Annotated in this window: 22 protein-coding genes and 1 tRNA gene; 7 read left to right on the forward strand and 16 right to left on the reverse strand. The window is 63.7% G+C overall.

Annotated features, from left to right (window positions below; all coding sequences use genetic code 11):
• Window positions 1-59 precede the first annotated feature (59 nt).
• Entirely contained in the window at window positions 60-1,514 is a 1,455-nt protein-coding gene (locus EGM87_RS05985) for an AMP nucleosidase (protein WP_044662342.1), read from the forward strand.
• A 41-nt stretch (window positions 1,515-1,555) separates the two neighbouring features.
• Here the strand turns inward: EGM87_RS05985 and EGM87_RS05990 are convergent, their stop codons facing one another.
• From EGM87_RS05990 to EGM87_RS06010, 5 genes are all read right to left on the reverse strand, one after another.
• Entirely contained in the window at window positions 1,556-2,329 is a 774-nt protein-coding gene (locus EGM87_RS05990; RefSeq protein WP_044662343.1) for an alpha/beta fold hydrolase, read from the reverse strand.
• Between the two features lie 7 nt (window positions 2,330-2,336).
• Window positions 2,337-3,017, reverse strand: coding sequence for a DUF2238 domain-containing protein (locus EGM87_RS05995; protein WP_025550875.1), 681 nt, complete (start codon window positions 3,015-3,017; stop codon window positions 2,337-2,339).
• 10 nt (window positions 3,018-3,027) lie between these two features.
• The gene (locus tag EGM87_RS06000; protein WP_025550873.1) at window positions 3,028-4,053 is read right to left on the reverse strand and encodes an aspartate-semialdehyde dehydrogenase; all 1,026 of its coding nucleotides are present in this window, start codon (window positions 4,051-4,053) and stop codon (window positions 3,028-3,030) included.
• Window positions 4,054-4,288: 235 nt separating this feature from the next.
• Window positions 4,289-6,508, reverse strand: coding sequence for a S9 family peptidase (locus EGM87_RS06005; protein WP_044662344.1), 2,220 nt, complete (start codon window positions 6,506-6,508; stop codon window positions 4,289-4,291).
• 118 nt (window positions 6,509-6,626) lie between these two features.
• Window positions 6,627-6,701, reverse strand: a tRNA-Val gene (locus EGM87_RS06010).
• 134 nt (window positions 6,702-6,835) lie between these two features.
• Between EGM87_RS06010 and EGM87_RS06015 the strand changes: the two genes are divergently transcribed.
• Complete coding sequence (locus EGM87_RS06015) at window positions 6,836-6,964, forward strand: entericidin A/B family lipoprotein (protein ID WP_007685859.1); 129 nt, start codon at window positions 6,836-6,838, stop codon at window positions 6,962-6,964.
• A gap of 17 nt (window positions 6,965-6,981) precedes the next feature.
• On the opposite strand, the gene EGM87_RS06020 is transcribed toward EGM87_RS06015, so the two are convergent.
• Window positions 6,982-7,170: a hypothetical protein gene (locus tag EGM87_RS06020; protein WP_025550870.1), complete on the reverse strand. Its 189-nt coding sequence runs from the start codon at window positions 7,168-7,170 to the stop codon at window positions 6,982-6,984.
• Between the two features lie 171 nt (window positions 7,171-7,341).
• On the opposite strand from EGM87_RS06020, the gene hslV reads away from it, so the two are divergent.
• Together hslV and hslU are read left to right on the forward strand one after the other, a co-directional pair.
• Window positions 7,342-7,908 (forward strand): ATP-dependent protease subunit HslV, encoded by a 567-nt coding sequence (gene hslV, locus EGM87_RS06025; RefSeq protein ID WP_025550868.1) that lies wholly within the window; start codon window positions 7,342-7,344, stop codon window positions 7,906-7,908.
• 117 nt (window positions 7,909-8,025) lie between these two features.
• Entirely contained in the window at window positions 8,026-9,327 is a 1,302-nt protein-coding gene (gene hslU / locus EGM87_RS06030; protein WP_044662345.1) for an ATP-dependent protease ATPase subunit HslU, read from the forward strand.
• 337 nt (window positions 9,328-9,664) lie between these two features.
• On the opposite strand, the gene EGM87_RS06035 is transcribed toward hslU, so the two are convergent.
• The gene (locus tag EGM87_RS06035; RefSeq protein WP_044663155.1) at window positions 9,665-11,191 is read right to left on the reverse strand and encodes an aminoacyl--tRNA ligase-related protein; all 1,527 of its coding nucleotides are present in this window, start codon (window positions 11,189-11,191) and stop codon (window positions 9,665-9,667) included.
• Between the two features lie 209 nt (window positions 11,192-11,400).
• Window positions 11,401-11,988, reverse strand: a complete 588-nt coding sequence (phaR, locus tag EGM87_RS06040) for a polyhydroxyalkanoate synthesis repressor PhaR (protein ID WP_044662346.1) — start codon at window positions 11,986-11,988, stop codon at window positions 11,401-11,403.
• On the opposite strand from phaR, the gene EGM87_RS06045 reads away from it, so the two are divergent.
• Together EGM87_RS06045 and EGM87_RS06050 are read left to right on the forward strand one after the other, a co-directional pair.
• A complete protein-coding gene (locus EGM87_RS06045; RefSeq protein ID WP_083198869.1) occupies window positions 11,987-13,075 on the forward strand; it encodes a polyhydroxyalkanoate synthase family protein in 1,089 nt (362 codons plus the stop codon). The genes phaR and EGM87_RS06045 overlap by 2 nt on opposite strands.
• A 50-nt stretch (window positions 13,076-13,125) precedes the next feature.
• Window positions 13,126-14,298 (forward strand): acetyl-CoA C-acetyltransferase, encoded by a 1,173-nt coding sequence (locus tag EGM87_RS06050; RefSeq protein WP_044663157.1) that lies wholly within the window; start codon window positions 13,126-13,128, stop codon window positions 14,296-14,298.
• Between the two features lie 59 nt (window positions 14,299-14,357).
• Here EGM87_RS06050 and alr read toward each other — a convergent pair whose 3' ends face one another.
• From alr to EGM87_RS06090, 8 genes are all read right to left on the reverse strand, one after another.
• Window positions 14,358-15,404 carry an alanine racemase gene (alr, locus tag EGM87_RS06055; protein ID WP_137710444.1) on the reverse strand — a complete coding sequence of 349 codons (1,047 nt, stop codon included), beginning with the start codon at window positions 15,402-15,404 and terminating at the stop codon, window positions 14,358-14,360.
• A 40-nt stretch (window positions 15,405-15,444) separates the two neighbouring features.
• Window positions 15,445-17,037 carry an MFS transporter gene (locus EGM87_RS06060; protein WP_044662348.1) on the reverse strand — a complete coding sequence of 531 codons (1,593 nt, stop codon included), beginning with the start codon at window positions 17,035-17,037 and terminating at the stop codon, window positions 15,445-15,447.
• A gap of 249 nt (window positions 17,038-17,286) precedes the next feature.
• Entirely contained in the window at window positions 17,287-17,658 is a 372-nt protein-coding gene (locus EGM87_RS06065) for a tRNA-binding protein (RefSeq protein WP_044662349.1), read from the reverse strand.
• A gap of 221 nt (window positions 17,659-17,879) precedes the next feature.
• Complete coding sequence (locus EGM87_RS06070) at window positions 17,880-19,880, reverse strand: acetyl-CoA carboxylase biotin carboxylase subunit (protein ID WP_044662350.1); 2,001 nt, start codon at window positions 19,878-19,880, stop codon at window positions 17,880-17,882.
• A 230-nt stretch (window positions 19,881-20,110) separates the two neighbouring features.
• A complete protein-coding gene (bioB, locus tag EGM87_RS06075; RefSeq protein ID WP_044662351.1) occupies window positions 20,111-21,109 on the reverse strand; it encodes a biotin synthase BioB in 999 nt (332 codons plus the stop codon).
• Window positions 21,109-23,274, reverse strand: coding sequence for a methylmalonyl-CoA mutase (scpA, locus tag EGM87_RS06080; protein WP_044662352.1), 2,166 nt, complete (start codon window positions 23,272-23,274; stop codon window positions 21,109-21,111). Before scpA ends, bioB begins: the two co-directional genes overlap by 1 nt.
• A 1-nt stretch (window position 23,275) precedes the next feature.
• Entirely contained in the window at window positions 23,276-23,716 is a 441-nt protein-coding gene (gene mce / locus EGM87_RS06085) for a methylmalonyl-CoA epimerase (RefSeq protein WP_025547355.1), read from the reverse strand.
• 114 nt (window positions 23,717-23,830) lie between these two features.
• Window positions 23,831-25,363: an acyl-CoA carboxylase subunit beta gene (locus EGM87_RS06090; protein WP_025547356.1), complete on the reverse strand. Its 1,533-nt coding sequence runs from the start codon at window positions 25,361-25,363 to the stop codon at window positions 23,831-23,833.
• A gap of 121 nt (window positions 25,364-25,484) precedes the next feature.
• Between EGM87_RS06090 and EGM87_RS06095 the strand changes: the two genes are divergently transcribed.
• Window positions 25,485-26,900, forward strand: coding sequence for a helix-turn-helix domain-containing protein (locus EGM87_RS06095; protein ID WP_025547357.1), 1,416 nt, complete (start codon window positions 25,485-25,487; stop codon window positions 26,898-26,900).
• Window positions 26,901-26,922 lie beyond the last annotated feature (22 nt).

Consider the following 26,922-nt stretch of genomic DNA (forward strand, 5'->3'; position numbering starts at 1 on the left):
GCGCCCGCTATCCGGGCGCGCATCTTCCTTCGGTCATATAAGTGCGTTACCAAGGCTCGATGACAAGAAGCATCGGAAGTGCGATCGTCGCTGAACTCGACGACATCTATCGGAACTCCATCGAAAATCTTCGCGAGGCGATGCGCGCCTACGCTCGCGACGGCAGCGTACCGCCACCGGAAGCCAGGACGGACCGGCGTTTCTGCTATCCGGAATTGCGGATCACCCATCATGGCGAGTCGGACGCGCCGCCCCCCGGCCGCTCCTTCGCCCGGCTGTCCAAGCCCGGACGCTATGTGACCACCGTCACCCGCCCCGCCATGTTCGGTGACTATCTGGCCGAACAGGTCGACCTTCTCGTCCGCGACTATGGCGTGATGGTGGAAACCGGCATCAGCGACCAGCCCATTCCCTTCCCCTATGTTCTGGACGGGCTGGACATGAGCGCGCTCGATGGCACCCCGCCGACCGAACTGGCCCGCCACTTCCCGGCCACCGAACTGGCGGAAATCGGGGACGAGATCGCGGACGGCCTGTTCATGCAGGATGCGGAGGGCGAAAGGCCGCTCGCGCTGTTCGACGGGCTTCGCACCGATTTTTCACTGGCCCGCCTGAAGCATTATACCGGCACCCCGGCAGAGCATGTGCAGCGCTACATCCTGTTCACCAATTATCACCGCTATGTCGACGAGTTCGTGGCATGGGCCTGCGCCGAATTGCAGCGGGAGGGCAGTCGCTACACCGCGCTGTCAGGGGCCGGTGGGGTCTATGTAACGCCGGAAACCGCCGACCCGGCGCAGATGATCGCGGACAGCGCCTGGCGCAAGCATCAGATGCCCGCCTATCACCTGATCGCTCCGGACCGCAGTGGCATCACGCTGGTCAACATCGGGGTCGGGCCCTCCAACGCCAAGACGATCTGCGATCATCTGGCCGTCGTGCGGCCGGAAGCCTGGCTGATGATCGGCCATTGCGGCGGCCTGCGCCCGAGCCAGCGGATAGGCGACTATGTGCTGGCCCACGCCTATCTGCGCGACGATCATGTTCTGGATGAAATGCTGCCGCCCGAAATCCCGGTTCCCGCCATCGCGGAAGTACAGGTGGCGCTGGCGAAGGCGGCGGAGGCCGTGCTGGGCGGCGACGATCGGGAGGATTTCAAGCGCCGCCTGCGCACGGGCACGGTCGTGACGACCGACGACCGCAACTGGGAACTGCGCTATTCCAGTTCGGCGCTGCGGTTCAGCCTGTCGCGCGCCGTCGGCATCGACATGGAGTCGGCCACTATCGCGGCGCAGGGCTATCGCTTCCGCGTGCCCTATGGAACGCTGCTCTGCGTTTCGGACAAGCCGATCCATGGCGAACTGAAATTGCCGGGACAGGCCAATCGCTTCTATGAGGAAGCCATTGCGGGGCACCTGCGCGTGGGTCTTATGACCTGCGAACTGCTGCGGCAGGAGGGGCCGAAGCTCCACAGCCGCAAACTGCGCGCCTTCAACGAGCCGCCGTTCCGCTGAAGCTTGCCATGCTCCTGCATGGGCAGGAGCATGCGCATGGCTCAATCCGTCAGGAAATCCACCATCGCCTGCCCCAGCTCCTTCCGCGTCACCGCATTCATGTGGTTCCCCGGAACTTCGACATAGCGGCCGTGGGGCAGCAGTTCCGCCAGTTCCTGCGCGACGCCATTGTCCCGGTCATCGGCTCCGCAAATCACCTCTATGGGCTGCTGGAACCCGGCGATGACCTCCCTGGGCGTATCGACGAAGGTGTTGAGGATGTGCAGCATCGCGACCGGATCGCCCTTGGTGGTCTTCAGAAAGGCTTCCGTCATCCATTCCGACGTCCCCCGCTCGAACGTGCCGAGGTTGGTGAGGACATTGCGATAATAGCCGCCATTGTCGAGCGTCTGGACCAGACCGCGCAGCCCCATGCCGGCCAGGATCACCCTGCGCGGCGTCGCGCCCCGCGCCAGCATCCGCACCGTCGTCCGCGCCCCCAGCGAATAGCCGCCCAGATCATACTCGGTCAGCCCAAGCTGCTCGACCAGCGCAAGCCCGTCCTCGGTCAGCGCGTCGGGCGGATAAGCGGCGGCATCATGGGGCTTGCCGCTTTCGCCATGCCCCCGAAGGTCGGGCAGGATGAGGCGGAATCCCGCCTCCACCAGCTTCGCGGCATGGCCGTAACGTATCCAGTTGGTGTATGCATTGGAGAAATAGCCATGGATCAGAACCAGATCGCGGCCCTCCCCCACCACATGCACGGCAAGGGGAAGCCCGCCCAACCCCTTGATCTCCAGCTTCTCGATGGGCAGGTCGGACGTGGGGCCGGACATGAGCGAGCTACTCCTTGGATGAATGCGCGTGCGGCGATATGGCCTTGCCCTCTCCTTGTCGAGTAGAGAGAAGCCAGACAAGTGCGAGGACGCTTCCGATCTGCGCGGCCGCCATGTCCTTTTGCGGGTCCCACATGTCGCCCTGCTGGCCATTATACCAGTCCGCCGTCTGGCCGGCGGCCACCACGCTCAGCAGCCATTCGAAAATCTCGTAGACAGCGCCCACGAACCCAACGGAGACAAAGGCGAAAACAAGGCTCCAGCCCGTCCGCATGACGCCATGACGCCGCGCCGCTTCCGCGAAGGGCGCGGTCAGGAGGGCGCCGAAGGCGAAATGCACCAGCCGGTCATAGCCGTTGCGCGCCAAGCCGAAAGTGCCGGAAATATCATGGCCGCTGATCGCCCGCGCCCAGATGTCATAAGGTACATAGGAATAGATGTACCGCCCGCCCAGCGTATGCAGCAGCAGGAACAGCAGGACGCACGCCACCGATCCGTTAGACAGCGGCCATCGGCGCAACAGCCAGGGCGAGACAAGGATGAGCAGCGCCGTCGGCCCATGCTGGAGCGGCGCCAGTTCGGGATAGGGCTGATCGACATTCGCGGCGACAATGGCCGCGACCAGCAGAACGATCATCCGGCGCTGCGCGGCTGGAACGGCTTTCCAGACAGCAGCGCCGGAGATCATGGGAAGGGCCTCAGCCCTTCTTCAGGTGACGGCGGCCCAGCAGTTCCGCGATCTGCACCGCGTTCAGAGCCGCGCCCTTGCGCAGATTGTCGCTGACGCACCAGAGGTTCAGGCCATTGTCGATGGTCGAATCCTCACGCACGCGGCTGATGAAGGTGGCATAGTCGCCCACGCACTCGACGGGGGTGACGTAACCGCCGTCCTCGCGCTTGTCGACCAGCATCACGCCGGGCGCTTCACGCAGGATATTCTGGGCCTGCTCCGCCGAAATCTCATTCTCGAACTCGAGATTGATCGCCTCGGAATGCCCGACGAACACCGGCACGCGCACGCAGGTCGCCGTGACCTTCACCTTGGGATCGAGAATCTTCTTGGTTTCCGCGACCATCTTCCACTCTTCCTTGGTCGAGCCGTCGTCCAGGAAGACGTCGATATGCGGGATCACGTTGAAGGCGATCTGCTTGGTGAACTTCTTCGGTTCGGCCGGATCGCCGACGAAGATGTTGCGCGACTGCTCGAACAGCTCGTCCATGCCCGCCTTGCCCGCGCCGGAAACCGACTGGTAGGTGGCGACGACGACGCGCTTGATCGTCGCGGCATCGTGCAAGGGCTTGAGCGCCACGACCATCTGCGCGGTCGAGCAGTTGGGGTTCGCGATGATGTTCTTCTTCTTGTATCCGTCAATCGCATCCGGATTCACTTCCGGCACGATCAGCGGCACGTCCGGGTCCATGCGGTAGAGCGACGAATTGTCGATCACGACGCAGCCCGCCGCCGCCGCCTTGGGCGCATATTCCGCCGTCGGGCCGGAGCCTGCGGCAAACAGGGCGATGTCCCAGCCGGTGAAGTCGAAATGCTCGATATTCTTGCATTTGAGCGTCTTGCCGGTGTCACCGAAATCGATTTCGGTGCCCTGCGACCGGGGCGAGGCGACCGCCGCGATCTCGTCAATAGGGAACTCGCGCTCGGCGAGAATGGTCAGCATCTCGCGGCCCACATTACCGGTGGCACCAACGACGACGACCTTGTAGCCCATGACTTAACACTCCACTCCATGCAAAATTGCGGAGTGGGCGCCATAGCGGCATTGCGCCGTTTGTCCAGTGACAAGCCGTTTATTGCGTCAAAGCTTGGCTTGCATGGCGGACCTTGCCCTGCCCCCTTCCCTTACGCCCTCCCTCCGTTCGGGCTGAGCCTGTCGAAGCCCTTCACTTTCTTCTCAGAGAAAGCCCTTCGACAGGCTTGGAGCGAACGAAGGACAGGGTTCAGAATTATCGAGATTGAGGCCCCGTCCCATGCCGCGCCAGGAAATCCTCGATGGTCCGCCACAGATGCACGCTGATCCCCGGCCCTCCGACGCGATGGGTCTGTCCCGGATAGACCATCATCTCGAACGGCACGGCGGCGCCCTGCATCTTCGCCACCAGCGCCGTCGAATTGTCGAACACCACATTGTCGTCCGACATGCCGTGGATCAGTAGCAGCGGGTCCCTGATCTTCACCGCCTCATCCACCGCGCCGGAACCGGGATAGGCGCTGGGCTTCTCCTGCGGCTGGCCCAGATAGCGCTCGGTATAATGGGTGTCGTATAGTTCCCATTTCGTGACCGGCGCGCCCGCCACCGCCGCAGAGAACACCCCCGGCGCCTTCTCCAGCAGCTTGAGCGACATATAGCCGCCATAGGACCAACCATAGGTCGCGATCCGCTTGGGATCGACATAGGGCTGGGTCTTGAGCCAGTTCACGCCCGCAAGCTGATCCTCCACCTCGACCGTACCCATGGCGTGGTAGATCTGGTCCTCGAACGCCTTGCCGCGATCGGGCGTGCCCCGATTGTCGACGGCAAAGACGATCCAGCCCCTGTCCACCAGATATTGGTAGATGGGCGATCCCCATGAATTGGTGACCTGCCGTCCGGCGCCGGGCCCGCCATAATGGAGCATGAAGACCGGATAGCGCTTCCCTGCCTCCAGCGGCGGCGTCATGATCCGGGTGTAGAGCGTCGAGCCGTCCGCCGCCTTGATCGTGCCGAACCGGGTCTTCACATGGCTGGCCCAATAGGGCGCATAGGGGTGGCTGCCCCGAACCGCATTCTCCGACAGCCAGTTCAACTGCTTGCCCCCGCTATCGGCCAGATAGACCTGCCTGGGCTGGTCGCTATTGCTGCGCGCGACCACGATGCGGCTCGCCGCGCCGTCCATCACGGCGTCGTTCCACCAGCCCGCCGAGGTCAGCTGCCGCAGCGGCCCCGCCTTGGCGATCGGCGCGGCATAAAGCTGCTGCTCCAGCGGCGTTTCCCTGTTGCCGGTGAAATAGACAAGGCCCTTGCCCTCATCCACGCTCACCACATCGCGCACTTCCCATTCACCGCTGGTGAGCGGCGTCCGCCGGCCGCCCCGCACATGGTAGAGATGTCCATGGCCGGTCTTTTCCGACCACCAGAGGAAGCTGCCATCCTTGAGCGGCGTGAAATTGTTGCTGAGGTTGATCCAGCTCTTCGCCCTTTCGGTCAGGATCACCCGCGCCTTGCCGGTCGCCGGATCGACGGCCAGCAGGTCGAGCGTCTTCTGGTCCCGGCTCTCGCGCTGGACGTAAAGTGTTCTGCCATCCTTGGACCAGTCGACGCGGGCGAGATAAACATCCTTCTCCGTGCCGAGATCGACCTTGACGGGCTCCCCGCCCTCCGGCTTCATCACATACAGCTCGATCAGCGCATTGGGCGTTCCGGCCGCCGGATAGCGCTGCTCATAGACCTTGGTGCCCTCGCCCCCGATGGCCGTGCGCGTGACGATGCCGACCGGGCTTTCGTCCACGCGCGCAACCGCGATCAGCCTGTCGTCGGGCGACCACCAATAGCCGGTGCGCCGGTCCATTTCCTCCTGCGCGACGAACTCCGCCACGCCCCAGCTCACCGTGTCGCTGGCGCCCTGGGTCAACTGCTTCTCCGCGCCGCCCATCGGCTGAACGAAGAAATTGCCGCCGCGCACGAAGGACACATAGCCGCCCCTGGGGCTGACCACGCCGTTCAACTCGCCATCGGGCGTGTCGGTGAGACGCGTGACCTTCCCGTCCAGCGCGGCCAGATAAAGATCGCCGTCGACCGGCACGAGGATGGACTTGCCGTCCGGCGCCCAGTCATAGCTGACGATGCCGGTGCTGCCCGCGACGGAACGATCCCGCTCCCGCTGCATCTTCTCCGCCTCGGAAAGCGCCGCGCCGCTGCCTGTCTTCTTCGAATCGACCAGCATCCGCTCCGCGCCCGTGGACGTATCCACCGCCCAAAGGTCGAGCCGTTCCTTCTCGTCCGTCCGTGGCTTCAGCAGCGTCACCAGCTTGCCGTCGGGCGACAGCTTCAATGCCCTTGGTTGCGGGCCGGAGAGGTCCGGACTGGCGAACACCCGCTCCAGGGTCAGCTTTTCCTGCGCCTGGGCGGACATCACGGAAAGCAACAGCGCGCCGACAGCCGCGCCGCTTTTCAGATATGGCGACATTTTCATCCCTTGCCTCGCGGCGAAACCTCCGCATCACATGGCGCAGAGAATTAGCGCCAAGCAGATGAAAAGATCAATGTTGGGAAATAATATTTCTCCGCCATGATCGCCCGGATCATGGTGGGCGCGACAGGGATTGAACCTGTGACCCCACCCGTGTGAAGGGTGTGCTCTACCGCTGAGCTACGCGCCCCCTGTAAGGAGGAGGCGGCCATTGGCATCCACCGCGCCGCCTGTCAAGCATATCGAACAAGCTATTTTCCGAAAATGGACTTATCCGCTTCATCCGCGTTATAGTCGATACGCTTTCAGAAGGAGTGCATATTCATGCGTCAAACCGTCGCCCTGGTCATTGCTGGGCTGCTTCTCACCTCTTTGGCCGCCTGCAACACCGTGAAGGGTGCGGGCCGGGACATCGAATCCGTCGGCCGCGCCGGGGAAAAAGCCATCAACTGATCCGGCGGGATCGCCGGTTACTGGAGGATGCGGCCCGCAACGGCCGCATCCTTCTCCAGGCGGACGCCGTCGCATTCCGGCTCGCCACAATCGCAGGCGGCGATCGTATAGCGCACGCCGCACATCACCAGTACGTCCTGATCGAAGGAATAGTTCGATATTCCCGCACGTTCGACCTTTTCCTGCGCTCTGGCCTTGAGGGTCATGATCCTGCCTCTCTGCAACATGCCCGAATGATTGTTGCTGCGTTGCACAATGTCAATTGCGCCAGATTGGTTCCTGAACGAATTGAAATAAATCTGTCCAGAAAATGACACGATCCGGCGCTTATGCAGCGGATGCTTGCGCGCCGTCACCATCGCTCCCATATGCCGGCCATGAACGACCAACGCTCCCATTCCATGCCGGTCTGGCATGGCACGACCATCATGTCGGTACGCAAGAACGGGAAGGTGATCGTGGCCGGCGACGGCCAGGTCTCCATGGGCCAGACGGTGATGAAGCCCAACGCCCGCAAGGTCCGCCGTCTCCACGACGGATCGGTCATCGGCGGCTTCGCCGGCGCCACGGCGGACGCCTTCACCCTGTTCGAACGGCTGGAGGCCAAGCTGGAGCGCCATAACGGCCAGTTGATGCGCGCCGCCGTGGAACTCGCCAAGGACTGGCGGACCGACAAATATCTTCGCAACCTGGAAGCGATGATGATCGTCGCGGACAGGGAAGTGACGCTGATCCTGACCGGCAATGGCGACGTGCTGGAACCGGTTGGCGGCGTCGCGGCCATCGGTTCGGGCGGCAATTTCGCCCTCGCCGCGGCGCGGGCGCTGGTGGAATATGAGGAAGATGCCGAAACCCTGGCCCGCAAGGCGATGAAGGTGGCGGCGGACATCTGCGTCTACACCAACGACCAGCTCGTGGTCGAAGAGCTGGAATCTGTAGCTTGAACCCCGTTCGGGCTGAGCCTGTCGAAGCCCCCTCCTTTCTTCAGAAGCAACGCCCTTTGACATTTGAATGGGCCAGGCGGCTCATGAAAACAGGGCGAACGGATTTTTAGAGATCCCATGAACGACAATCTGACACCCAAAGCCATCGTCTCCGCCCTCGACGCCCACATCATCGGCCAGGCCGACGCCAAGCGCGCCGTAGCCGTCGCCCTGCGCAACCGCTGGCGCCGTCAACGCCTCTCCGCCGACCTGCGCGACGAGGTGACGCCGAAGAACATCCTGATGATCGGCCCCACCGGCTGCGGCAAGACGGAGATCAGCCGCCGTCTCGCCAAGCTGGCCGACGCGCCCTTCGTCAAGGTGGAAGCGACCAAATTCACCGAAGTCGGCTATGTCGGCCGCGACGTGGAGCAGATCGTCCGCGATCTGGTCGAGGAAGCCGTCCGCCTGGAACGCGACCGCCGCCGCGAAGCCGTGCGCGAAGCCGCATCCGAAGCCGCCATGGCCCGCCTGCTCGACGCCCTCACCGGCAAGGAAGCGAGCGAGGCGACCCGCCTCTCCTTCCGCCAGCGGATCGAGAACAACCAGATGAACGATGTCGAGGTTGAGGTGGAAGTCACCGACAGCCCCTCCATGCCGATGGAAATCCCCGGCATGGGCGGCCAGATCGGCATGATCAACCTCAGCGACATGATGTCCAAGGCCTTCGGTCAACAGCAGAAGAAGCGCCGCAAGCTGCGCGTCGCGGAAGCCTGGGACAAGCTGGTCGAGGAGGAGCAGGACAAGAGGCTGGACCAGGACGACGTCGCCCGCGTCGCCATCTCCAGCGCGGAGCAGAACGGCATCGTCTTCCTCGACGAGATCGACAAGATCGCGGTGAGCGACGTGCGCGGCGGCTCCGTCAGCCGCGAAGGCGTGCAGCGCGACCTGCTGCCGCTGATCGAGGGCACGACGGTCTCGACCAAATATGGCCCGCTCAAGACGGACCATATATTGTTCATCGCATCGGGCGCTTTTCATGTGGCGAAGCCCAGCGACCTGCTGCCGGAATTGCAGGGCCGCCTGCCGATCCGCGTCGAACTGAAGGCGCTGACCGAGGATGATTTCGTGTCGATCCTCTCCGACACCAAGGCGAGCCTTGTTGCGCAATATCGCGCGCTGCTGGCGACCGAGGGCGTGACCATCGACCTGACGCCCGACGGCATCCGCGCCGTCGCGAAGATCGCGGCGGAGGTGAACAGCGAGGTCGAGAATATCGGCGCCCGCCGCCTCCAGACGGTTATGGAAAAGCTGCTGGAGGATGTGAGCTTCGACGCGGAAGACCGCCAGGGCGAAACGCTGGTGGTCGATGCGGCCTATGTGGAGAAGCAGTTGAGCGCAGTGGCGCGCAACACCGACCTCAGCAAATATGTGCTGTAATTGCCCTTATAGCTCCCCTTCCGCTTGCGGGAGGGGTCGGGGAAGAGATTGTGAGGAGAGTGCTGTGACATGCCCTCCCCTGCGCTGTATCGGCATTCAGCTATTTCGAACGATAGGCATTAGCCCTCATTCCAAATCGTCATGCTGAACTTGTTTCAGCATCCATTTCTCCCCACAGGAGAACGGCGCCTGGAGGCACGATGGATGCTGAAACAAGTTCAGCATGACGTCAATTATGTTGGAAACCTCCCATATCGAACTGAATGTCGATACAGCCCAACCCTTCAAACGAGTTACGTGCCTTGTTTGAACGTAAACGGGAGGGAATTTTAGAGGCTCAGTAAGAACGCCCCACCAACACCCGCTCCACCGCCTTCTCGCCGGTGAACACGCACAGCCCATCAGCCGCTTCCGCATCCGTCGGCACATTGCGCAACGTCAGCTTCTCACCCTTCAACCACTCGATCACCTTGTCGAGCGCAGCCCCAGTCGGCTTGGCCCACTGCACCAGCGCCCAGCCCGGCTTCTTGCTAGCCCCGAAATAAGCCTTCAGCCCATCCAGCGACGTCACCGACCTGTCGATATTCCCCAGCAGCCGCGCCTGCGCATCCGCAAACAAAGCCTGCTGAATATCCTCCAGCATCCCCGTAGCCGCGCCAAGGAAGTCCGCCTTCGCCACAATCCGGCTATCGAGCTTCCCGTCCTCACGATAAAGCCGATCACGCCGGATTATGGACACATTGCCCCCGGCCACGTCGCGCCCGCCGACTTCGATCACGACCGGCGCCCCCTTCTTGACCCAGCCCCAGCGCTTGTTCGCCGCCTTGGCCGGCCGCCGGTCCAGCAAGGCGCGCACCGGCTCCCGGAACACATCCTGCCTGTTCAGCTCCGCCACCAGCTCGCCGCAATAATCCAGGATTGCCGCATCCTCATCCGTATCGCGCAGCATCGGCACGACGACCACCTGATAAGGCGCGACCCGCGGCGGCACGCGCAGCCCGTCATCATCGCCATGCACCATGATCAGCCCGCCGATCATCCGCGTCGACACGCCCCAACTGGTCGTCTGCGCCAGTTCCTGCTGCCCCTCGGCATTCTGGAACTTGATATTCTGCGCCTGCGAGAAGGTGGTCCCCAGGAAATGCGACGTGCCTGCCTGCAACGCCTTCCCATCCTGCATCATCGCCTCGATGGAATAGGTCGCGACGGCCCCCGGAAAGCGCTCATTCTCGGGCTTCTCACCCGCGATCACCGGCAGCGCCACGCATTCCTCGGCAAAGCCGCGATAGACTTCCAGCATCTTGAGCGTCTCTTCCATCGCCTCATCGACGCTGGCGTGAGCGGTATGCCCCTCCTGCCAGAGAAATTCCGCCGTGCGCAGGAACATCCGCGTGCGCATTTCCCAACGCACGACATTCGCCCACTGGTTGATCAGCACCGGCAGGTCGCGCCAGCTCTGCACCCAGCGAGAGAAGGCCGCGCCGATCACCGTCTCCGACGTCGGACGAACCACCAACGGCTCCTCCAGCTTCGCTTCGGGATCGGGGATCATCTTCCCGTCCTTCTGGATCAGCCGGTGATGCGTGACGACCGCCATTTCCTTGGCAAAGCCGTCGACATGCTCCGCCTCCTTCTCGAAATAGGAAAGCGGAATGAACAGCGGGAAATAGCAATTCTCATGGCCGGTCGCCTTGATGCGCTCGTCCAGCAATTTCTGCATCCGTTCCCAGATGCCGTAACCCCATGGCCGGATGACCATGCACCCGCGCACACCGCTTTCCTCGGCCATGTCGGCTTCGGAAATGACGGCCTGATACCAGGCGGCGAAATCCTGTTCGCGGGTAACGGAAAGGGCGTGCTTCACGGGATCGACCTTAAAATTCGAGTGGATGGCGCGCCATAGGCCAAGCGCGCCGCCCCTGTCGACCCCAAAGGGCCGTCGCCCCAATGAGCAACCAGCCCAAGTAAAGGGCGAACATCGACAATATCGTCATCCCAGCGAAAGCTGGGATCTCGTAAGGCCAGGCTGTGTCGTACCGCCTGAGATCCCAGCTTACGCTGGGATGACGGAAATCAGGAAAGCTTGTCGATCTTCGCGTTGAGCGCGGCAAGCTGGGCCTTGAGTTCCGCGATCTCATCGTCCTTCGCCTCTTCGGCAGCGGACGGCGTGGGCGAAGATGTCGGCGCCGCCATTCCAGGCATGCCTGGCATCCCCGTGCCAAAGGCGCTCGCCGCCGCCTCGAACATCTGCATGTTGCGCTTGGCGATCTCGGCCAGCGGGCCGCCGCCGAAGGCGCCCTTCATGGCTTCCTGGAACTGCTGCTGGTTCTTGCGAAAGGCGTCCATCGACGCTTCCAGATATTGCGGCACCATGGACTGCATGGAATCGCCGTACATGGCGATCAACTGACGCAGGAAGTTGACGGGCAGCATGTTCTTGCCCCGCTGCTCCTCCTCCATGATGATTTGGGTCAGGACATTATGCGTGATGTCCTCTCCGGTCTTCGCATCGACGACGACGAACTCGCGCCCCTCACGAGTCATCTGCGACAAAAGATCCAGCGTGATGTAGCTCGACGTTTCTGTGTTATAGAGCCGCCTGTTAGCGTACTTCTTGATGACGACCGGTTCGGATTCGTTCGCGGTCTTAGATTTGGCCATGGATACCTCTCCCACACCTGCATTTTCCGCATTAGCACAAGGGAATGCCGCGCCGCAACATGGGCCGCGGCCCCTGCCCCTTTTTCTCAATATTTTATGGCGCGAGACGGAGGATGATCCCGAACTGCGCAAACGGGCGTTCCAGGGTTTGCGGAAATATCAGGAGGCTATTCGCCCCGCCCCGCCCCCCGCCGTTCCCGTCGTGGCTCGCGAAGGCAGCGCCAGGCTGCTTCGATATGGGACGGAAAACGGCCGTCATCCCGTGGTTTTCGTGCCTTCGCTGATCAACCCGCCGCAAGTGCTGGACCTGTCCGGCAGCCGGTCCATGCTGCGCCACATGCGTGCAGCAGGACATGACGCCTATCTGGTCGACTGGGGCACGCCCGCGGCGGACGACGGCGCGCTGGGGCTGGACCGGCATGTGATGGACCGTCTGTTGCCGATGCTGGCCGCCCTTCCCCGGCCACCCATATTGGTGGGATATTGCCTCGGCGGAAATCTGGCCATCGGCGCTGCGGCGCTGCAACCCGCAAGGGCGTTGGCGACGATTGCCGCGCCCTGGAACTTCGACGGGTTCCCTGCGGCAGACCGGGAACAGATCGGCGCGCTCTGGCGCAGTTCCAGGCCCATGTGCCAACGGTTGGACTATGTCCCGATGGAGGTGCTGCAATCGGGCTTCTGGGCGATGGACCCCGCCCGGACGATTCGCAAATATGCGGCCTTTGTCGGCATGGAGCCGGGTTCGGACGAAGAGCATGCCTTTCTGGCGGTGGAGGATTGGGCCAATGGCGGCCCACCGCTCAGCTATGCTGCGGGGCGTGACCTTTTCGAGCAATTCTATGCCGCAAATGCGAGCGGACGGGGGGAATGGCATATCGACGGACGGACGGTCGATCCCCGCCGGCTGACTTGTCCAACGCTTTCAATCCGTTCCGCAACTGACCGCATCGTTCCCGCCGCCGCCGCCCCGGAAATGGGCGAGAACACGACCTTGAGCCTTGGCCATGTCGGCATGATCGTGAGCGGCAACGGACGGGCGATGCTGTGGGAGCCTTTGTCCCAATGGCTTTCCAGTCATGGCGGATGATGATATGTGCGCCTGCGAAAACAATCACCCCGGAACTGAGGATCAAGGCTTTGTCAGACATCGTCATCACCGCTGCCAAGCGTACCGCCGTCGGCAGCTTCATGGGCGCCTTCGGGTCGACCCCCGCGCATGAGCTGGGCCGCACCGCCATCGTCGCCGCTCTCGCCCAGGCCGGCGTCGCGCCGGAGGAAGTGGACGAAGTCATATTGGGTCAGGTCCTGACCGCGGCGCAGGGCCAGAACCCCGCCCGTCAGGCCGCCGTCAACGCCGGCATTCCGGTGGAGCGCACCGCCATCGGCCTCAACCAGCTTTGCGGCTCTGGCCTGCGCGCGGTCGCTCTGGCGGCTCAGGCGATCCGCGCGGGCGACGCCCGCATCATGGTCGCGGGCGGTCAGGAAAGCATGTCGATGGCGCCCCATGCGCAATATCTGCGCGGCGGCGCGAAGATGGGGCCGATTTCCTTCATCGACACGATGACGCATGACGGCCTGACCGACGCCTTCAACAATTATCACATGGGCATCACGGCGGAAAATCTGGCCGAGAAGTACCAGATCAGCCGCGAGGCGCAGGATGAATTCGCCGTCGGCAGCCAGAACAAGGCCGAAGCCGCCCGCGCATCGGGCCGCTTCAAGGATGAGATCGTTCCCGTGACGATCAAGGGCCGCAAGGGCGACACCGTCGTCGACGCCGACGAATATATCCGCGCCGGCGCCACGCTGGAGGCGATGCAGGGCCTGCGTCCGGCCTTCAAGAAGGACGGCACCGTCACCGCCGCCAATGCTAGCGGCATCAACGACGGCGCCGCCGCCCTCGTGCTGATGAGCGCCGATGAGGCCGCCAGGCGCAACGCGACCGTGCTGGCGCGCATCGCCGGCTTCGCCACCTGCGGCGTCGATCCCTCGATCATGGGCATCGGCCCGGCTCCGGCGAGCCGTCAGGCGCTGGCCAAGGCGGGCTGGTCGCTGGCCGATCTGGACCTGATCGAAGCCAATGAAGCCTTCGCCGCGCAGGCGCTGGCGGTCGGTCAGGAACTGGGCTGGGACCCGGAGAAGGTCAATGTGAACGGCGGCGCGATCGCCATCGGCCATCCGATCGGCGCTTCGGGCGCCCGCGTCCTCACCACCCTGCTCTACGAGATGCAGAAGCGCGACGCCAGGAAGGGCCTCGCGACCCTCTGCATCGGCGGCGGCATGGGCGTCGCCATGTGCGTCGAGCGCTAAGCCGGCGGTAAAGCAACGAAAAGGCCGCCGACCCAATCCGGATCGGCGGCCTTCTGCAATCAGCGCCAGATGCGGTCGAAACGCGCGCCCAGCCCTGTCAGCAACTCATATTGCGACAGTCCGGAAACCGCCGCCGCCTCCGCCAGCGCATAGTCGACGCCCAGCCAATCCCCCTCCGCGACCTCGGGCAGACCCGACACGTCGACGGCGGTCAAATCCATTGAGACCCTTCCCACCACCGGCAGATGCCTGTCCCCGACAGTCATGGACCCCCGCCCGGAAAAGCCGCGCAAATAGCCGTCCGCATAGCCCAGATTCACCACGGCGATCTCCATGTCCGCCGCTGCGCGATGGGTCGCATTATAACCGATGGTGTCGCCCGCCCGGACGCGGCGGCGTTGCAGCACCTGCGCCTCCGGAAAGACGACCTGCCCGATCCGCCCCGCCGCTTCCGTGCGCGGCACGCCGCCGTAAAGCGCGATCCCCGGCCGCGTCATGTCGAAGGCATAGGCAGCGCCCAGGCAAATCCCAGCGCTGTTCGACAGGCTGTAACGCGCCGCCCTGACTGCGCCCCGCAGCACCGAAAACCGTTCCAACTGCACCTGGCTCAGCGGCACATCCTCATCGGCGGAAGCCAGATGGCTGAGCAATGTCGCCACCTCCAGCCCCGCGACCTGCGCCGAAACATCGCCCCGCCAATCCAGCCCCAGGCGGTTCATGCCGGTATCGACCATGACGTCGCAAAGCCCGCCGCCCGCCTCCTTCCAGCGCGCAATCTGCCCTTCCGTGCACAGCACCGGCCTTGCGCGGGAGGCGAGCGCCACCGCCATGTCCTCCTCCCGCACGCCATGCAGCACGGAAAGCGACACGCCCTCGCCGATCAAAGGTTCCAGCGCCATCGCCTCGGCCCAGTTGGACACGAAGAAGTCCCGGCATCCCGCAGCCAGCAAGCGCCGCATCACTTCCCCGCTGCCCAGCCCATAGCCATTGGCCTTGATCGCCGCCCCGCATGCCGCCGCGCCGCCCTGCCGCTTCAACCAGCGCCAGTTGGCGAGCAAAGCGCCTCCATCCAGACGCAGGCGCAAAGGTGCGGAAAAATCAGCCATCGCCTGTCCGATAGCGCTCCGCGACGCAAGCGTCGAGGGATCAGGCATCCATCGCGGCCCCGCGCGTCTCCGGCAGGGCGACCATGCAGGTCAGCAGCGCAACCGCCACCACCGCGATGGTGTACCACAGCCCCGCATAGGGATCGCCCGTCCGCGCCACGATATATTGGCTGACCAGCGGCAGGAATCCGCCGAAATAACCGGTCCCGATATGATAGGGGATCGACAGCGAGCTATAGCGTATCCGCGCCGGAAAATATTCCGACAGCAGCGCCGCAACGGGACCATAGGTCGCCCCCGACAGCGTCCAGAGCAGCAGCAGCGCCATGAACAGCAACAAGGCGCGCGGCCAGTCCGGCGTGACGGGGGCCGATTCATATCCGGCCGCATGCAGCGCCGCATCCAGCCCTTCCGCGCTCAGATCCGCGACCGCCACGGAACCGACGCTGACCGAAGGCGTCGCCGCCTCCCGCTTTTCATAGGCGATGCCGCGCTTGGAAAAATGGTCGAGCAGCTTGCCGCAGACGGTCGGCTGCACCTTGGCGAAGGGATCGAAGCTGCAATCGGGGCCGCTGACGATCACCGGCGCGCGCTCCGCCGCCCGGTAGAGGGCCGGGTTCGCCACGCTCCCCATGAATTGATAGAGCGGCATGAGCAGCAACAACACCAGCGCATAGCCGATGACGATGGGCTTCTTCCGCCCCACCCGGTCGGACAGCCAGCCGAAGAAGATGAAGGCCGCCACGCCCGCAAAGGCGCTGCCGCCTACCAGCAACTGCGCCATGCCCGGCGCGACATGCAGGCCGTTCTGCAGGAAATAGAGCGCCTGGAACATCACCGTATAAGCGATGACGGTGAAGCCCGCCGCGATGCCGATCATCGCCACCAGCATCCGCCGCCTGTTGCCGGGATAGGTGAACGCCTCCTTCAGCGGGTTGCGCGATTGCTCGCCCGCCGCCTTCATCGCCGCGAAGATCGGGCTTTCGCGCAGCATCAGCCGCATCCAGAGCGAAATCGCCAGCAACGCCAGCGAGAAGATGAAGGGCAGGCGCCAGCCCCAATCGTCCCACACCGCCTTGCCGACGACCCATTGCGTGCCGACCACGACGATCAGCGACAGGATGAAGCCGCCGATCACCCCCGCCTGGATGAAGCTGGTGAAGAAACCCCTCCGCCCCGGCGGCGCATGTTCCGCGACATAGATCGCCGCCCCGCCATATTCCCCGCCCAGCGCCAGTCCCTGCGCGATCCGCAGCAGGATCAGGATGACCGGCGCGGCGATGCCGATGCTCGCGGCGGACGGGGTCAGCCCGACGCCCGCCGTCGCCGCTCCCATCAGCACGATGGTCGCCAGAAAGGTATATTTGCGCCCCAGCCTGTCGCCCAGATAGCCGAACAACGCCGCGCCGAGCGGCCTGAACCCGAAACCGATGGCGAAGCCTGCCAGCGAATAGAGGAGTTCCACGGTCGGATTGTCCGTCGGGAAGAATGTACGCCCGATGATCGGGGCGAGGACGCCGTAGATGTAGAAGTCATACCATTCGAACAATGTGCCGAGCGCCGAAGCGGTGATGACCAGCCGGTCACGCTTCGCATCCATCACATAGTCGGTGCCGACCGCACTTCCACCCATTCCGCCCCCGCTTGCCTGACTGATTGTTCGCCTACGTTCTAATGAAGTGCCGAACTCCGGCAAGCGCGACGTGCGAATGGACGCGATATGCGTGGGAAGCGGACACCCGCTTTATCCCTCTCCCTTAAGGGAGAGGGCTGCGCAGACTTGGCAGCTTGCTGCCTTAGTCGTAGCTGGGTGAGGGGGTTGCGATCCACAGGGGATCGCGCGGGCCGCAGGCCCGCTCCTCCTTCATCCAGATCAGCCCCTTCAAAACAGCCGCGCCCCATTCGGCACCGCCCGATCCGGCGCAAACAGCACCACGGCCCCGGCCTCATCGGCAAAGCCAAGCGTCAGCACCTCGGACAGGAACTTCCCGATCTGCCGCGGCGGAAAATTGACGACGGCCGCAACCTGTCGGCCCGGCAGGTCCTCCACCGCATAATGTTCCGTGATCTGCGCGCTCGATCTCTTCTTGCCGATGCCCTGACCGAAATCGATCACCAGCTTATAGGCTGGCTTGCGCGCCTCCGGATATGGCTCCGCCGAAAGGATCGTGCCGACGCGAATGTCGACCTTCAGAAAATCGTCGAAACCGATGATGTCGGCGGCGGCCGAAGCGGAATCATGATACAGATGCATGGCGGCATGCTAGAGAGTTTTCCAAGCAGATGGAATCATCTGCTGAATCGGAAAACGCGAGAGCGATTTCCAGGCGATCGGAACCGACCGCCGGTCAAGAATCACGGAAAAACAAGGAATCTGGAACGGCGATCCGATTCAATTCCAAAGCAGCCCGCTCAAGAACCGGTCCCATGGCAAGGTCGGGAAGGCCGTTCCCCGACCTCGCCCCAGGCAAGCGCTTATTCCAGTTCCAGAATGATCGCGTCGACCGGCAGGCTTTCCCCTTGCGCGGCGGACACGCTCTTCACCACGCCCGCCTTCTGCGCGCGCAGGATATTCTCCATCTTCATCGCCTCGATCACGGCCAGCGGCTGGCCGATCTCGACCTTGTCGCCTTCCTTCACATTCAGCGCCACCAGCAGGCCCGGCATCGGGCAGATCAGGAAGCGCGACAGGTCTGGCGGAATCTTCTCGATCATATGCCTGGCATGCACCGCCGCATGGGCGGGCAGGATGCGCAGCTTGTGGCTGGCGCCATGGGCGGTCAGCACGAAGCCCGAACGCACCGGCGCGATCTTCACCGCCAGTTGCTCCTCACCGAACTCCGCCTCGATCAGCCGGTCGCCGGGCGTATATTCCAGCGCCAGTTCGATGGCTTCGCCATCCACCGTGACGTCATCGCCATTGATCACGACATCATGGACCGCATCGCCGATCTTCACCTGCCAGTCGGTCGGCGGAGCGAGGCGCTTGCCAAGCTGCCCGTCGATGCGGCGCGCCCGGTCCGCCTGCGCCATGGCTGCAAAGGCGCCGATGGCCGACAGACGCTTCAGCAGCGTCTCCGAAGCCGGCGCGCCGGTAAAGCCCTCCGGATATTCCTCCGCGATGAAGCCGGTGGTGATGTTGCCCGAACGGAAGCGCTCATGCTGCATCAGCGCGGAGACGAAATCGATATTATGCCCCGGCCCCTCGATCTCGAACTGGTCGAGCGCCGCGATCTGCTTGTCTATGGCTTCCAGCCGGGTCGGCGCCCAGGTGATCAGCTTGGCGATCATCGGGTCGTAGAACATGCTGACCTCGCCGCCCTCGACCACGCCGTCATCGACACGCACCAGCGCCCCCGTTTCATCAGCGCCGGTTTCGGGCGGATTGTAGCGGATCAGGCGGCCCGTGGAGGGCAGGAAGCCACGATAGGGGTCCTCGGCATAGACGCGGTTCTCGATTGCCCAGCCGTTGATCTTCACATCTTCCTGGGCGAAGCCCAGTTCCTCGCCATTGGCAACGCGGATCATCTGCTCGACCAGATCGAGGCCAGTGATCTCTTCCGTAACCGGATGCTCCACCTGCAAACGGGTGTTCATCTCCAGGAAGTAGAAACCGTCGCCCGTCTTGTCCGCGCCCGACACGATCAACTCGACCGTGCCCGCGCTGAAATAGCCGACCGCCCGCGCCAGGGCGACGCACTGCTCGCCCATCTTCCTGCGCATTTCGGGAGATACGAAGGGCGACGGCGCTTCCTCCACCACCTTCTGGTGGCGGCGCTGGATCGAACATTCGCGCTCATTGAGATAGACGATGTTGCCGTGCTGATCGCCCAATATCTGGATTTCGATATGGCGCGGGCTTTCGATGAACTTCTCGATGAACACGCGGTCATCGCCGAAGCTGTTCAGCCCCTCGCGCTTGGTCGCCTCGAAGCCTTCGCGAACGTCCTGCTCGGAATAGGCAAGGCGCATCCCCTTGCCGCCGCCGCCGGCCGATGCCTTCATCATCACCGGATAGCCGATCTCGTTCGAGATGCGGACGGCATGTTCGGTATCCTCGATCACGCCGACATAGCCGGGGACCACATTGACGCCCGCCGCCTTGGCGAGCTTCTTCGATTCGATCTTGTCGCCCATGGCGGCGATTGCGTTGGCGGGAGGACCGACGAAGACGATGCCCGCTTCGTCCAGCGCCTTGCGGAAGCTCTCCCGCTCGGAGAGAAAGCCGTAGCCGGGGTGAACCGCGTCGGCGCCGGTCGCCCTGCACGCCTCGATGATCTTGTCGGCCAGCAGATAGGACTGGGCGGCAGGCGGCGGGCCCAGATGCACGGCCTCGTCCGCCATCAGCACATGGGGGCTGCGCGCATCCGCGTCGGAATAGACCGCAACGGTCTTGATGCCCATCTTCCGCGCGGTGCGGATGACGCGGCACGCAATTTCGCCACGGTTCGCGATCAGGATCTTGGTGATTGCCATTATCTATCCTTGCCCCAGTCCTTATTCAGTTCCTCTCACCCCGTTCGGGCTGAGCTTGTCGAAGCCCCCTCCTTCCCTTTCGAAGAGAAGTGCAGCCCTTCGACAAGCTCAGGGCGAACGGAGGTGGTGGTTGATGCTAATCGCCGTGCATGAAGGCGCCCGACGAGAACAAACCCCAGAAGATCACGGCCAGCACAACGACTATCACCGTCATCATTTTCGGCCGAATTTCACTCAGCCGCCTCCAGATGCCCATGCGGCTGAGCCATCATCGGCGTCAGCCCGAGCTTCCCGAGCAACGCGCTATCCTTGTCGTCCCCGGCATTGGCCGCGGTCAGCAGTTTGTCGCCGGTGAAGATGCTGTTCGCCCCCGCCATGAAGCAGAGCGCCTGACAAGCCTCGCTCATGCTCTCGCGCCCGGCGGAAAGCCGCACCATCGACCGCGGCATGACGATCCGCGCCACGGCGACCGTGCGGACGAACTCCACCTCATCGATCTTCGCGAGCGGCGTGTCCTTCAGCATATCGCCCAGCACCGTGCCCTCGACCGGCACCAGCGCATTGATCGGCACGCTTTCGGGATGCGGCATGGTGGCGAGCGCATGCAGGAAGCCGATGCGATCCGATCGCGTCTCCCCCATGCCGACGATTCCGCCGCAGCACACATTGATGCCCGCGTCCCGGACATTTTCCAGCGTCTCGATCCGGTCCGCGAAGGTCCGGGTGGTGATGACGTTGGCGTAATTTTCCGGCGAGGTGTCGATATTGTGGTTGTAATAATCCAGCCCCGCATCGGCCAACTGCTTGGCCTGACCAGCCGACAGCATGCCCAGCGTCATGCAGGTTTCCATGCCCATCTGGCGAACGCCCTTCACCATTTCGATGAGCTTGGGCATGTCCCGTTCCTTGGGATTGCGCCACGCCGCGCCCATGCAGAAACGGCCCGAACCATGGTCCTTCGCCTGCGCCGCCGCCTGAAGCACCGCCTGCACGTCCATCAGCTTGGTGGCCTTGAGGCCGCTTTCCGCGTCGGTCGACTGGCTGCAATAGCCGCAATCCTCCGGACAACCGCCCGTCTTGATCGACAGCAGGGTCGAAAGCTGCACCTCATTGCGCGGGAAGTTCGCACGATGGATCGACTGCGCCTCGAACATCAAGTCGTTGAAGGGCAGGTCGAACAGCGCGGCGATTTCGTCGCGGGTCCAGTCAGTGCGAGGCGTCTTAGTCATTATGCGGCTTCCTCCAGCCCCGCCGGGGGCATGTTGTGGCCGAGGAGGCGCAGCACATCGGCGGCGCATTCCACGACGTTGGAGCCCGGTCCATAAATCCCTTGGACGCCTGCGTCACGGAGGAAGTCGTAATCCTGCGGCGGAATGACCCCACCCGCCACCACCTTGACGTCGTTGCGCCCCTGTTCCCGAAGCTGCCTGATGAGTTCGGGAATAAGCGTCTTGTGCCCGGCGGCCAGCGACGAGGCGCCGACCACGTCCGCGCCGCTGTCGAGCGCCAGCACCACCGTTTCCTCCGGCGTCTGGAACAGCGGGCCCGACACGATGTCGAAACCCATGTCCCCGAACGCGGACGCGATCACGTTGGCGCCCCGGTCGTGGCCGTCCTGCCCCATCTTGGCGATAAGGATCTTCGGCTTGCGACCGAGGCGCCGCTCGACGGCCTGCACCCCGTCAAGAACCTGTTGCCAGCGGGCATCCCGCGAATAGGGCTTGGAATAGACGCCCTTCACCGGCGTCGGCACCGTGCCGTATCGGTTGAAGCTGTCCTCCATGGCGGAGGAGATTTCGCCCAGCGTGGCGCGGGCACGCGCCGCTTCGACCGCATGGGCGAGAAGGTTGTTCTCGATCGACTGCTCGCCCGCTGCCGCCCGGCGCAGCGCATCCAGCGCGGCCTGACAGGCGGCCTCGTCACGCTCCGCCTTCACCTTGTTGATGCGGGCGATCTGCGCTTCACGGACCTTGCTGTTGTCGACTTCCAGCGTCTCGAGCAGGTCCTCGTTCGCCAGACGATATTTGTTCACGCCGACGATCACGTCCTCGCCCCGGTCGACCCGCGCCTGACGGGCGGCGGCGGCGGTCTCGATCATCGCCTTGGGCCAGCCGGCGGCCACCGCCTTGGCCATGCCGCCTTCGGCCTCGACGCGGTCGATGATCTCCTGCGCGGCGTCGACCAGTTGCTGGGTCAGCGCCTCGATATAATAGCTGCCGCCCAGCGGATCGACGACATTGCACATGCCCGTCTCTTCCTGGATGACGATCTGCGTGTTGCGCGCGATACGGGCCGAAAAATCGGTTGGGAGCGCGATTGCCTCGTCCAGCGCGTTGGTGTGCAGCGACTGCGTGCCGCCCAGCATCGCCGCCATCGCCTCGATGGTGGTGCGCATGACATTGTTATAGGGGTCCTGCTCGGTCAGCGACACGCCCGACGTCTGGCAATGGGTGCGCAGCATCTTGGAGCGTTCGTCCTTCGCGCCGAGCTTCGTCATCACCCGATGCCAGAGCACGCGGGCAGCGCGCAGCTTGGCGATCTCCATGAAGAAGTTCATGCCGATGGCGAAGAAGAAGCTCAGCCGCCCCGCGAACTTGTCGATGTCCAGGCCCGACGCCACGCCATAGCGCACATATTCCGCGCCGTCCGCGATGGTGAAGGCCAGTTCCTGCACCTGCGTCGCCCCGGCTTCCTGCATATGATAGCCGGAGATGGAGATGCTGTTGAACCTGGGCATCTCCCGGCTGGTATAGCCGAAAATGTCGCTGATGATCCGCATCGAGGGTTCGGGCGGGTAGATATAGGTGTTGCGGACCATGAACTCCTTCAGAATGTCGTTCTGGATGGTCCCGTCGAGCAGCCTGCGCTCAACCCCCTGCTCCTCGCCCGCGACGATGAAGAAGGCGAGGATCGGGATCACCGCGCCGTTCATGGTCATGGAAACCGACATCTGGTCGAGCGGAATGCCGTCGAACAGGATCTTCATGTCCTCGATGGTGTCGATGGCGACGCCCGCCTTGCCGACGTCACCCACGACACGCGGATGGTCGCTGTCATAGCCGCGATGGGTGGCCAAGTCGAAAGCGACGCTCAGCCCCTTCTGTCCCGCCGCCAGATTGCGGCGATAGAAGGCGTTGGATTCCTCCGCGGTCGAAAAGCCCGCATATTGCCGGATGGTCCAGGGACGCCCCGCATACATGGACGCGCGCACGCCCCGCGTGAACGGCGCGAAGCCGGGCAGGCCCGGATCGCCAACTTTATCCGGGGTGACATCCTCCGCCGTGTAGAGCGGCTTGACCGTGATCCCTTCCGGGGTTTCCCAGTTCAGGTCCTTGCCCTTCACCTCCTTGGCGGCGGCGGCGGCCCACTGGTCCAGCGTCGGCTTCTCTGTCATATCAATGCGCGCCTTCCTTGGGCGTTTCCATGATTTCGGTCAGCACCCCATTCATGTCCCTGGGATGGACGAAGAAGATCAGCGTCCCATGCGCCCCGATGCGGGGCTCGCCCAGCACCTTCTTGCCCAGCCCCTCGAACCACGCCTTGGCTTCATGAATGTCGGGCACTTCATAGCACATATGATGCTGCCCGCCCGCCGGGTTCTTGGCGATGAAGCCGTGAATGGGCGAGTTTTCGCCCAAGGGTTCGATCAGCTCGATCTGCGTGCCGGCGGTGCCGTTCTCGCCCGGCGTATCCACGAAGCAGACCTTCACCCCCTGCGCCGGAAGGTCGAACGGCTCATGCGCGATGGTCGCGCCCATGACGTCGCGATAATAGGCAATCGATGCTTCCAGCGAGGGCGTCGCCACGCCGATATGATTGAGACGGCCGAGTTTCATAACGTCATTCCCAACTTCGTCATTCCCGCGACGGCGGGAATCCATCTCCCGCCCTCTCCCCGGATATGATGTCCGGAGAGGGTTCCCCGCCCGCGCGGGGATGACGGATTCACCTTAGAGCGGAATATTGTCGTGCTTCTTCCAGGGGTTCTCCAAAGCCTTGTTCCGCAGCTTGCGCAGCCCCAGGGCGATCCGCTTCCGGGTCGAATGCGGCTGGATCACCTCGTCGATGAAGCCCTTGCCCGCTGCCACGAAGGGGTTGGCGAAGCGGTCCTCATATTCCTTGGTCTTTTCCGCGATCTCTTCGGGCGTCTTGCCGCGGAAGATGATCTCCACCGCGCCCTTGGCCCCCATCACCGCGATTTCGGCGGTGGGCCAGGCATAGTTGAGGTCGCCCCGCAGATGCTTGGAGGACATGACGTCATAGGCCCCGCCATAGGCCTTGCGCGTGATCACGGTGATCTTCGGCACGGTCGCCTCCGCATAGGCGAACAGCAGCTTCGCGCCATGCTTGATGATGCCCGAATGCTCCTGCGCCGTCCCGGGAAGGAAGCCGGGCACGTCGACGAAGGTCACGATCGGAATCTCGAACGCATCGCAGAAGCGCACGAAGCGCCCGGCCTTCTTGGACGAGTTGATGTCCAGCACCCCGGCAAGCACCATCGGCTGGTTCGCGATGACGCCCACCGTCTTGCCCTCGACCCGGCCGAAGCCGCAGATGATGTTGCCCGCATGGGCGGGCTGCACCTCGAAGAAGTCGCCCTCGTCCACCACCTTGCGGATCAGCTCATGCATGTCATAGGGCTGGTTCGCATTGGCGGGGACCAAAGTGTCCAGGCTGTCCTCGATCCGGTCCCACGGATCGGCGCTCGGCCGCTCCGGCACCGGCTCCTTGTTGGACGCCGGCAGGAAGTCCACGAAATCGCGCACCGCCAGCAGCGCCTCGATGTCGTTCTCGAACGCAAGGTCGGCCACGCCCGATTTGGTGGTATGCGTCACCGCCCCGCCCAGTTCCTCCTGCGTCACGACCTCGTTGGTGACGGTCTTCACCACGTCCGGGCCGGTCACGAACATGAAGCTCGAATCCTTCACCATGAAGATGAAGTCGGTCATCGCCGGCGAATAGACCGCGCCGCCCGCGCACGGCCCCATGATCACGCTGATCTGCGGCACCACGCCCGACGCCAGCACATTGCGCTGGAAAATCTCGGCATAGCCCGCCAGCGAAGCCACGCCTTCCTGGATGCGCGCGCCGCCCGAGTCATTGAGGCCGATCACGGGAGCGCCCACCTTCAGCGCCATGTCCATGATCTTGCAGATCTTCATCGCGTGCCGTTCCGACACCGCGCCGCCATAGACGGTGAAGTCCTGGCTGAAGACATAGACCAGCCGGCCGTTGATGGTGCCCGATCCGGTGACGACGCCGTCGCCGGGGATATGCTGCCCGTCCATGCCGAAGTCGATGCAGTTGTGCTCGACATACATGTCCAGCTCCTCGAAGCTGTCCTCGTCCAGCAGCACGTCCAGCCGCTCCCGCGCGGTCAGCTTGCCCTTGGCATGCTGCGCGTCGATGCGGCGCTGTCCGCCGCCCAGACGCGCGGCCTCCCGCTTGGCTTCGAGCTGTTCGATGATGGCGAGCTTCGACATATCAGGCTTTTCTCCGGCTTGTCGCGGACGTCTATGTCCGCCCCTTCCCAATCTTTCCGCATTTTCGCAAATGCAATTTTGCCAATTTGCAAATCGCGATTTTGCAAATTATGGACGATCCATGGCTCGTGGCAATCGAATCTTCGCAGGACCGCGCCTGCGCCAACTCCGTCTCGACCATCGCATGGACCAGGCGACCATGGCCCAGGCCCTTGGCATATCGGTATCCTATCTCAGCCAGCTTGAGAATGACGACCGCCCCCTGACGGCCAAGGTCAAGGCGGCCGTCGCCAGCGCCTTTCCCACCGACTGGGCCAGCTTCGACAGCCGGGAGGAGGAACAGCTTCTGGGCGCCTTCACCTTCGCCCTCGCCCATCCCGAACTGCCCGGCGTGCCGATGGAGCCGGAACGGATCGAGAAGCTGCACCTGCATTTCCCCGAATTCGCGGCGCGCTATGTCGACCTCTACAATGCCCATATGCGCGCCAATGAACGCATCAACATGATCGAGGAGGCCATTGCCAACGATCATGCGGTGCAGGCCCGCCTGCCCTGGGAAGCGGCGCGCGACTGGTTCCACGAAGCGGGCAATTACGTCCATGTCCTTGACTGCCTGGCGGAGGACATGGCCGCCAGCTTCACCGCCGGCCAGACGCTGGACGAAGGCATGCTGGTGGAGGCGCTGGCCCGCCGCCACGGCATCGAAACGCTGATCGCGGAAACGCCGGATTCCGCGCTCCGCTCCTATACCAGCAGCGAAAAGCGCCTGTTCGTGAACGCGGCCCTGCCCACCGAAAGCCGCAAATTCATGCTCGCCCACCAGTTGATGATGCTGGAGGGGCAGGCCGTGATCGCGGACGTGGTCAACAGGGCGGCGCTGCCCGTGCCCGGCGCGGACCGGCTGCTCGCCATCGGCCTCGCCAATTATGCGGCGGGGGCGCTGCTGATGCCCTATGCCCCCTTCCGCGAAGCCGCCCGCGAAGTCCGCCATGACATAGACCGTCTCGCGCGCCGCTTCGGCGTCAGCTTCGAACAGGCCTGCCACCGCCTCTCGACGCTGCAAAGGCCCGGCCTGCGCGGCATCCCCTTCTTCTTCTGCCGCGTCGACATGGCGGGCAACATCACCAAGCGCCACAGCGCCACCCGCCTGCAATTCGCCCGCTTCGGCGGCGCCTGCCCCTTATGGAACGTCCATGAAGCGGTCGCGGTCCCCGACCGGATCAACGTGCAACTGGGCGAAACGCCCGACGGCGTCCGCTATGTGTCCATGGCGAAGGGTCTGGTTAAACCCTCCGGCAGCTACAGCCGCACGCCGCGCCGCTTCGCCGTCGTGCTGGGCTGCGAAATCGCGCATGCCGCCAATTTCGTCTATGCCGACGGCCTGCAACTGGAGGTGGAGGGCGCGGCAACCCCGATCGGCATCACCTGCCGCCTCTGCCCCCGCCAGAGCTGCGACCAACGCGCCTTCCCGCCCGCGGACCGCCCGATCCGCGTCGATCCCGACAATCGCCAGATCGTGCCCTATTGGATCGGCTAAGGCACACCGCTTTCCTCGCTGC

The organism is Sphingobium sp. RSMS (assembly GCF_005406185.4).
Taxonomy (GTDB): Bacteria; Pseudomonadota; Alphaproteobacteria; order Sphingomonadales; family Sphingomonadaceae; genus Sphingobium; species Sphingobium fuliginis.

Bases quoted from the DNA above. Each gene is read 5' to 3' on its own strand.
- EGM87_RS05990 (WP_044662343.1), bottom strand. From the start codon at position 2,329: ATGTCCGGCCCCACGTCCGACCTGCCCATCGAGAAGCTGGAGATCAAG.
- EGM87_RS06015 (WP_007685859.1), top strand. From the start codon at position 6,836: ATGCGTCAAACCGTCGCCCTGGTCATTGCTGGGCTGCTTCTCACCTCT.
- hslU (WP_044662345.1), top strand. From the start codon at position 8,026: ATGAACGACAATCTGACACCCAAAGCCATCGTCTCCGCCCTCGACGCC.
- EGM87_RS06070 (WP_044662350.1), bottom strand. From the start codon at position 19,880: ATGGCAATCACCAAGATCCTGATCGCGAACCGTGGCGAAATTGCGTGC.
- phaR (WP_044662346.1), bottom strand. From the start codon at position 11,988: ATGGCCAAATCTAAGACCGCGAACGAATCCGAACCGGTCGTCATCAAG.
- hslV (WP_025550868.1), top strand. From the start codon at position 7,342: ATGAACGACCAACGCTCCCATTCCATGCCGGTCTGGCATGGCACGACC.
- EGM87_RS06020 (WP_025550870.1), bottom strand. From the start codon at position 7,170: ATGACCCTCAAGGCCAGAGCGCAGGAAAAGGTCGAACGTGCGGGAATA.
- EGM87_RS06095 (WP_025547357.1), top strand. From the start codon at position 25,485: ATGGCTCGTGGCAATCGAATCTTCGCAGGACCGCGCCTGCGCCAACTC.
- bioB (WP_044662351.1), bottom strand. From the start codon at position 21,109: ATGACTAAGACGCCTCGCACTGACTGGACCCGCGACGAAATCGCCGCG.
- mce (WP_025547355.1), bottom strand. From the start codon at position 23,716: ATGAAACTCGGCCGTCTCAATCATATCGGCGTGGCGACGCCCTCGCTG.
- EGM87_RS06045 (WP_083198869.1), top strand. From the start codon at position 11,987: ATGGATACCTCTCCCACACCTGCATTTTCCGCATTAGCACAAGGGAAT.
- EGM87_RS06060 (WP_044662348.1), bottom strand. From the start codon at position 17,037: ATGGGTGGAAGTGCGGTCGGCACCGACTATGTGATGGATGCGAAGCGT.
- alr (WP_137710444.1), bottom strand. From the start codon at position 15,404: ATGGCTGATTTTTCCGCACCTTTGCGCCTGCGTCTGGATGGAGGCGCT.
- EGM87_RS06000 (WP_025550873.1), bottom strand. From the start codon at position 4,053: ATGGGCTACAAGGTCGTCGTCGTTGGTGCCACCGGTAATGTGGGCCGC.
- EGM87_RS06005 (WP_044662344.1), bottom strand. From the start codon at position 6,508: ATGTCGCCATATCTGAAAAGCGGCGCGGCTGTCGGCGCGCTGTTGCTT.
- EGM87_RS05985 (WP_044662342.1), top strand. From the start codon at position 60: ATGACAAGAAGCATCGGAAGTGCGATCGTCGCTGAACTCGACGACATC.
- scpA (WP_044662352.1), bottom strand. From the start codon at position 23,274: ATGACAGAGAAGCCGACGCTGGACCAGTGGGCCGCCGCCGCCGCCAAG.
- EGM87_RS05995 (WP_025550875.1), bottom strand. From the start codon at position 3,017: ATGATCTCCGGCGCTGCTGTCTGGAAAGCCGTTCCAGCCGCGCAGCGC.
- EGM87_RS06090 (WP_025547356.1), bottom strand. From the start codon at position 25,363: ATGTCGAAGCTCGCCATCATCGAACAGCTCGAAGCCAAGCGGGAGGCC.
- EGM87_RS06065 (WP_044662349.1), bottom strand. From the start codon at position 17,658: ATGCATCTGTATCATGATTCCGCTTCGGCCGCCGCCGACATCATCGGT.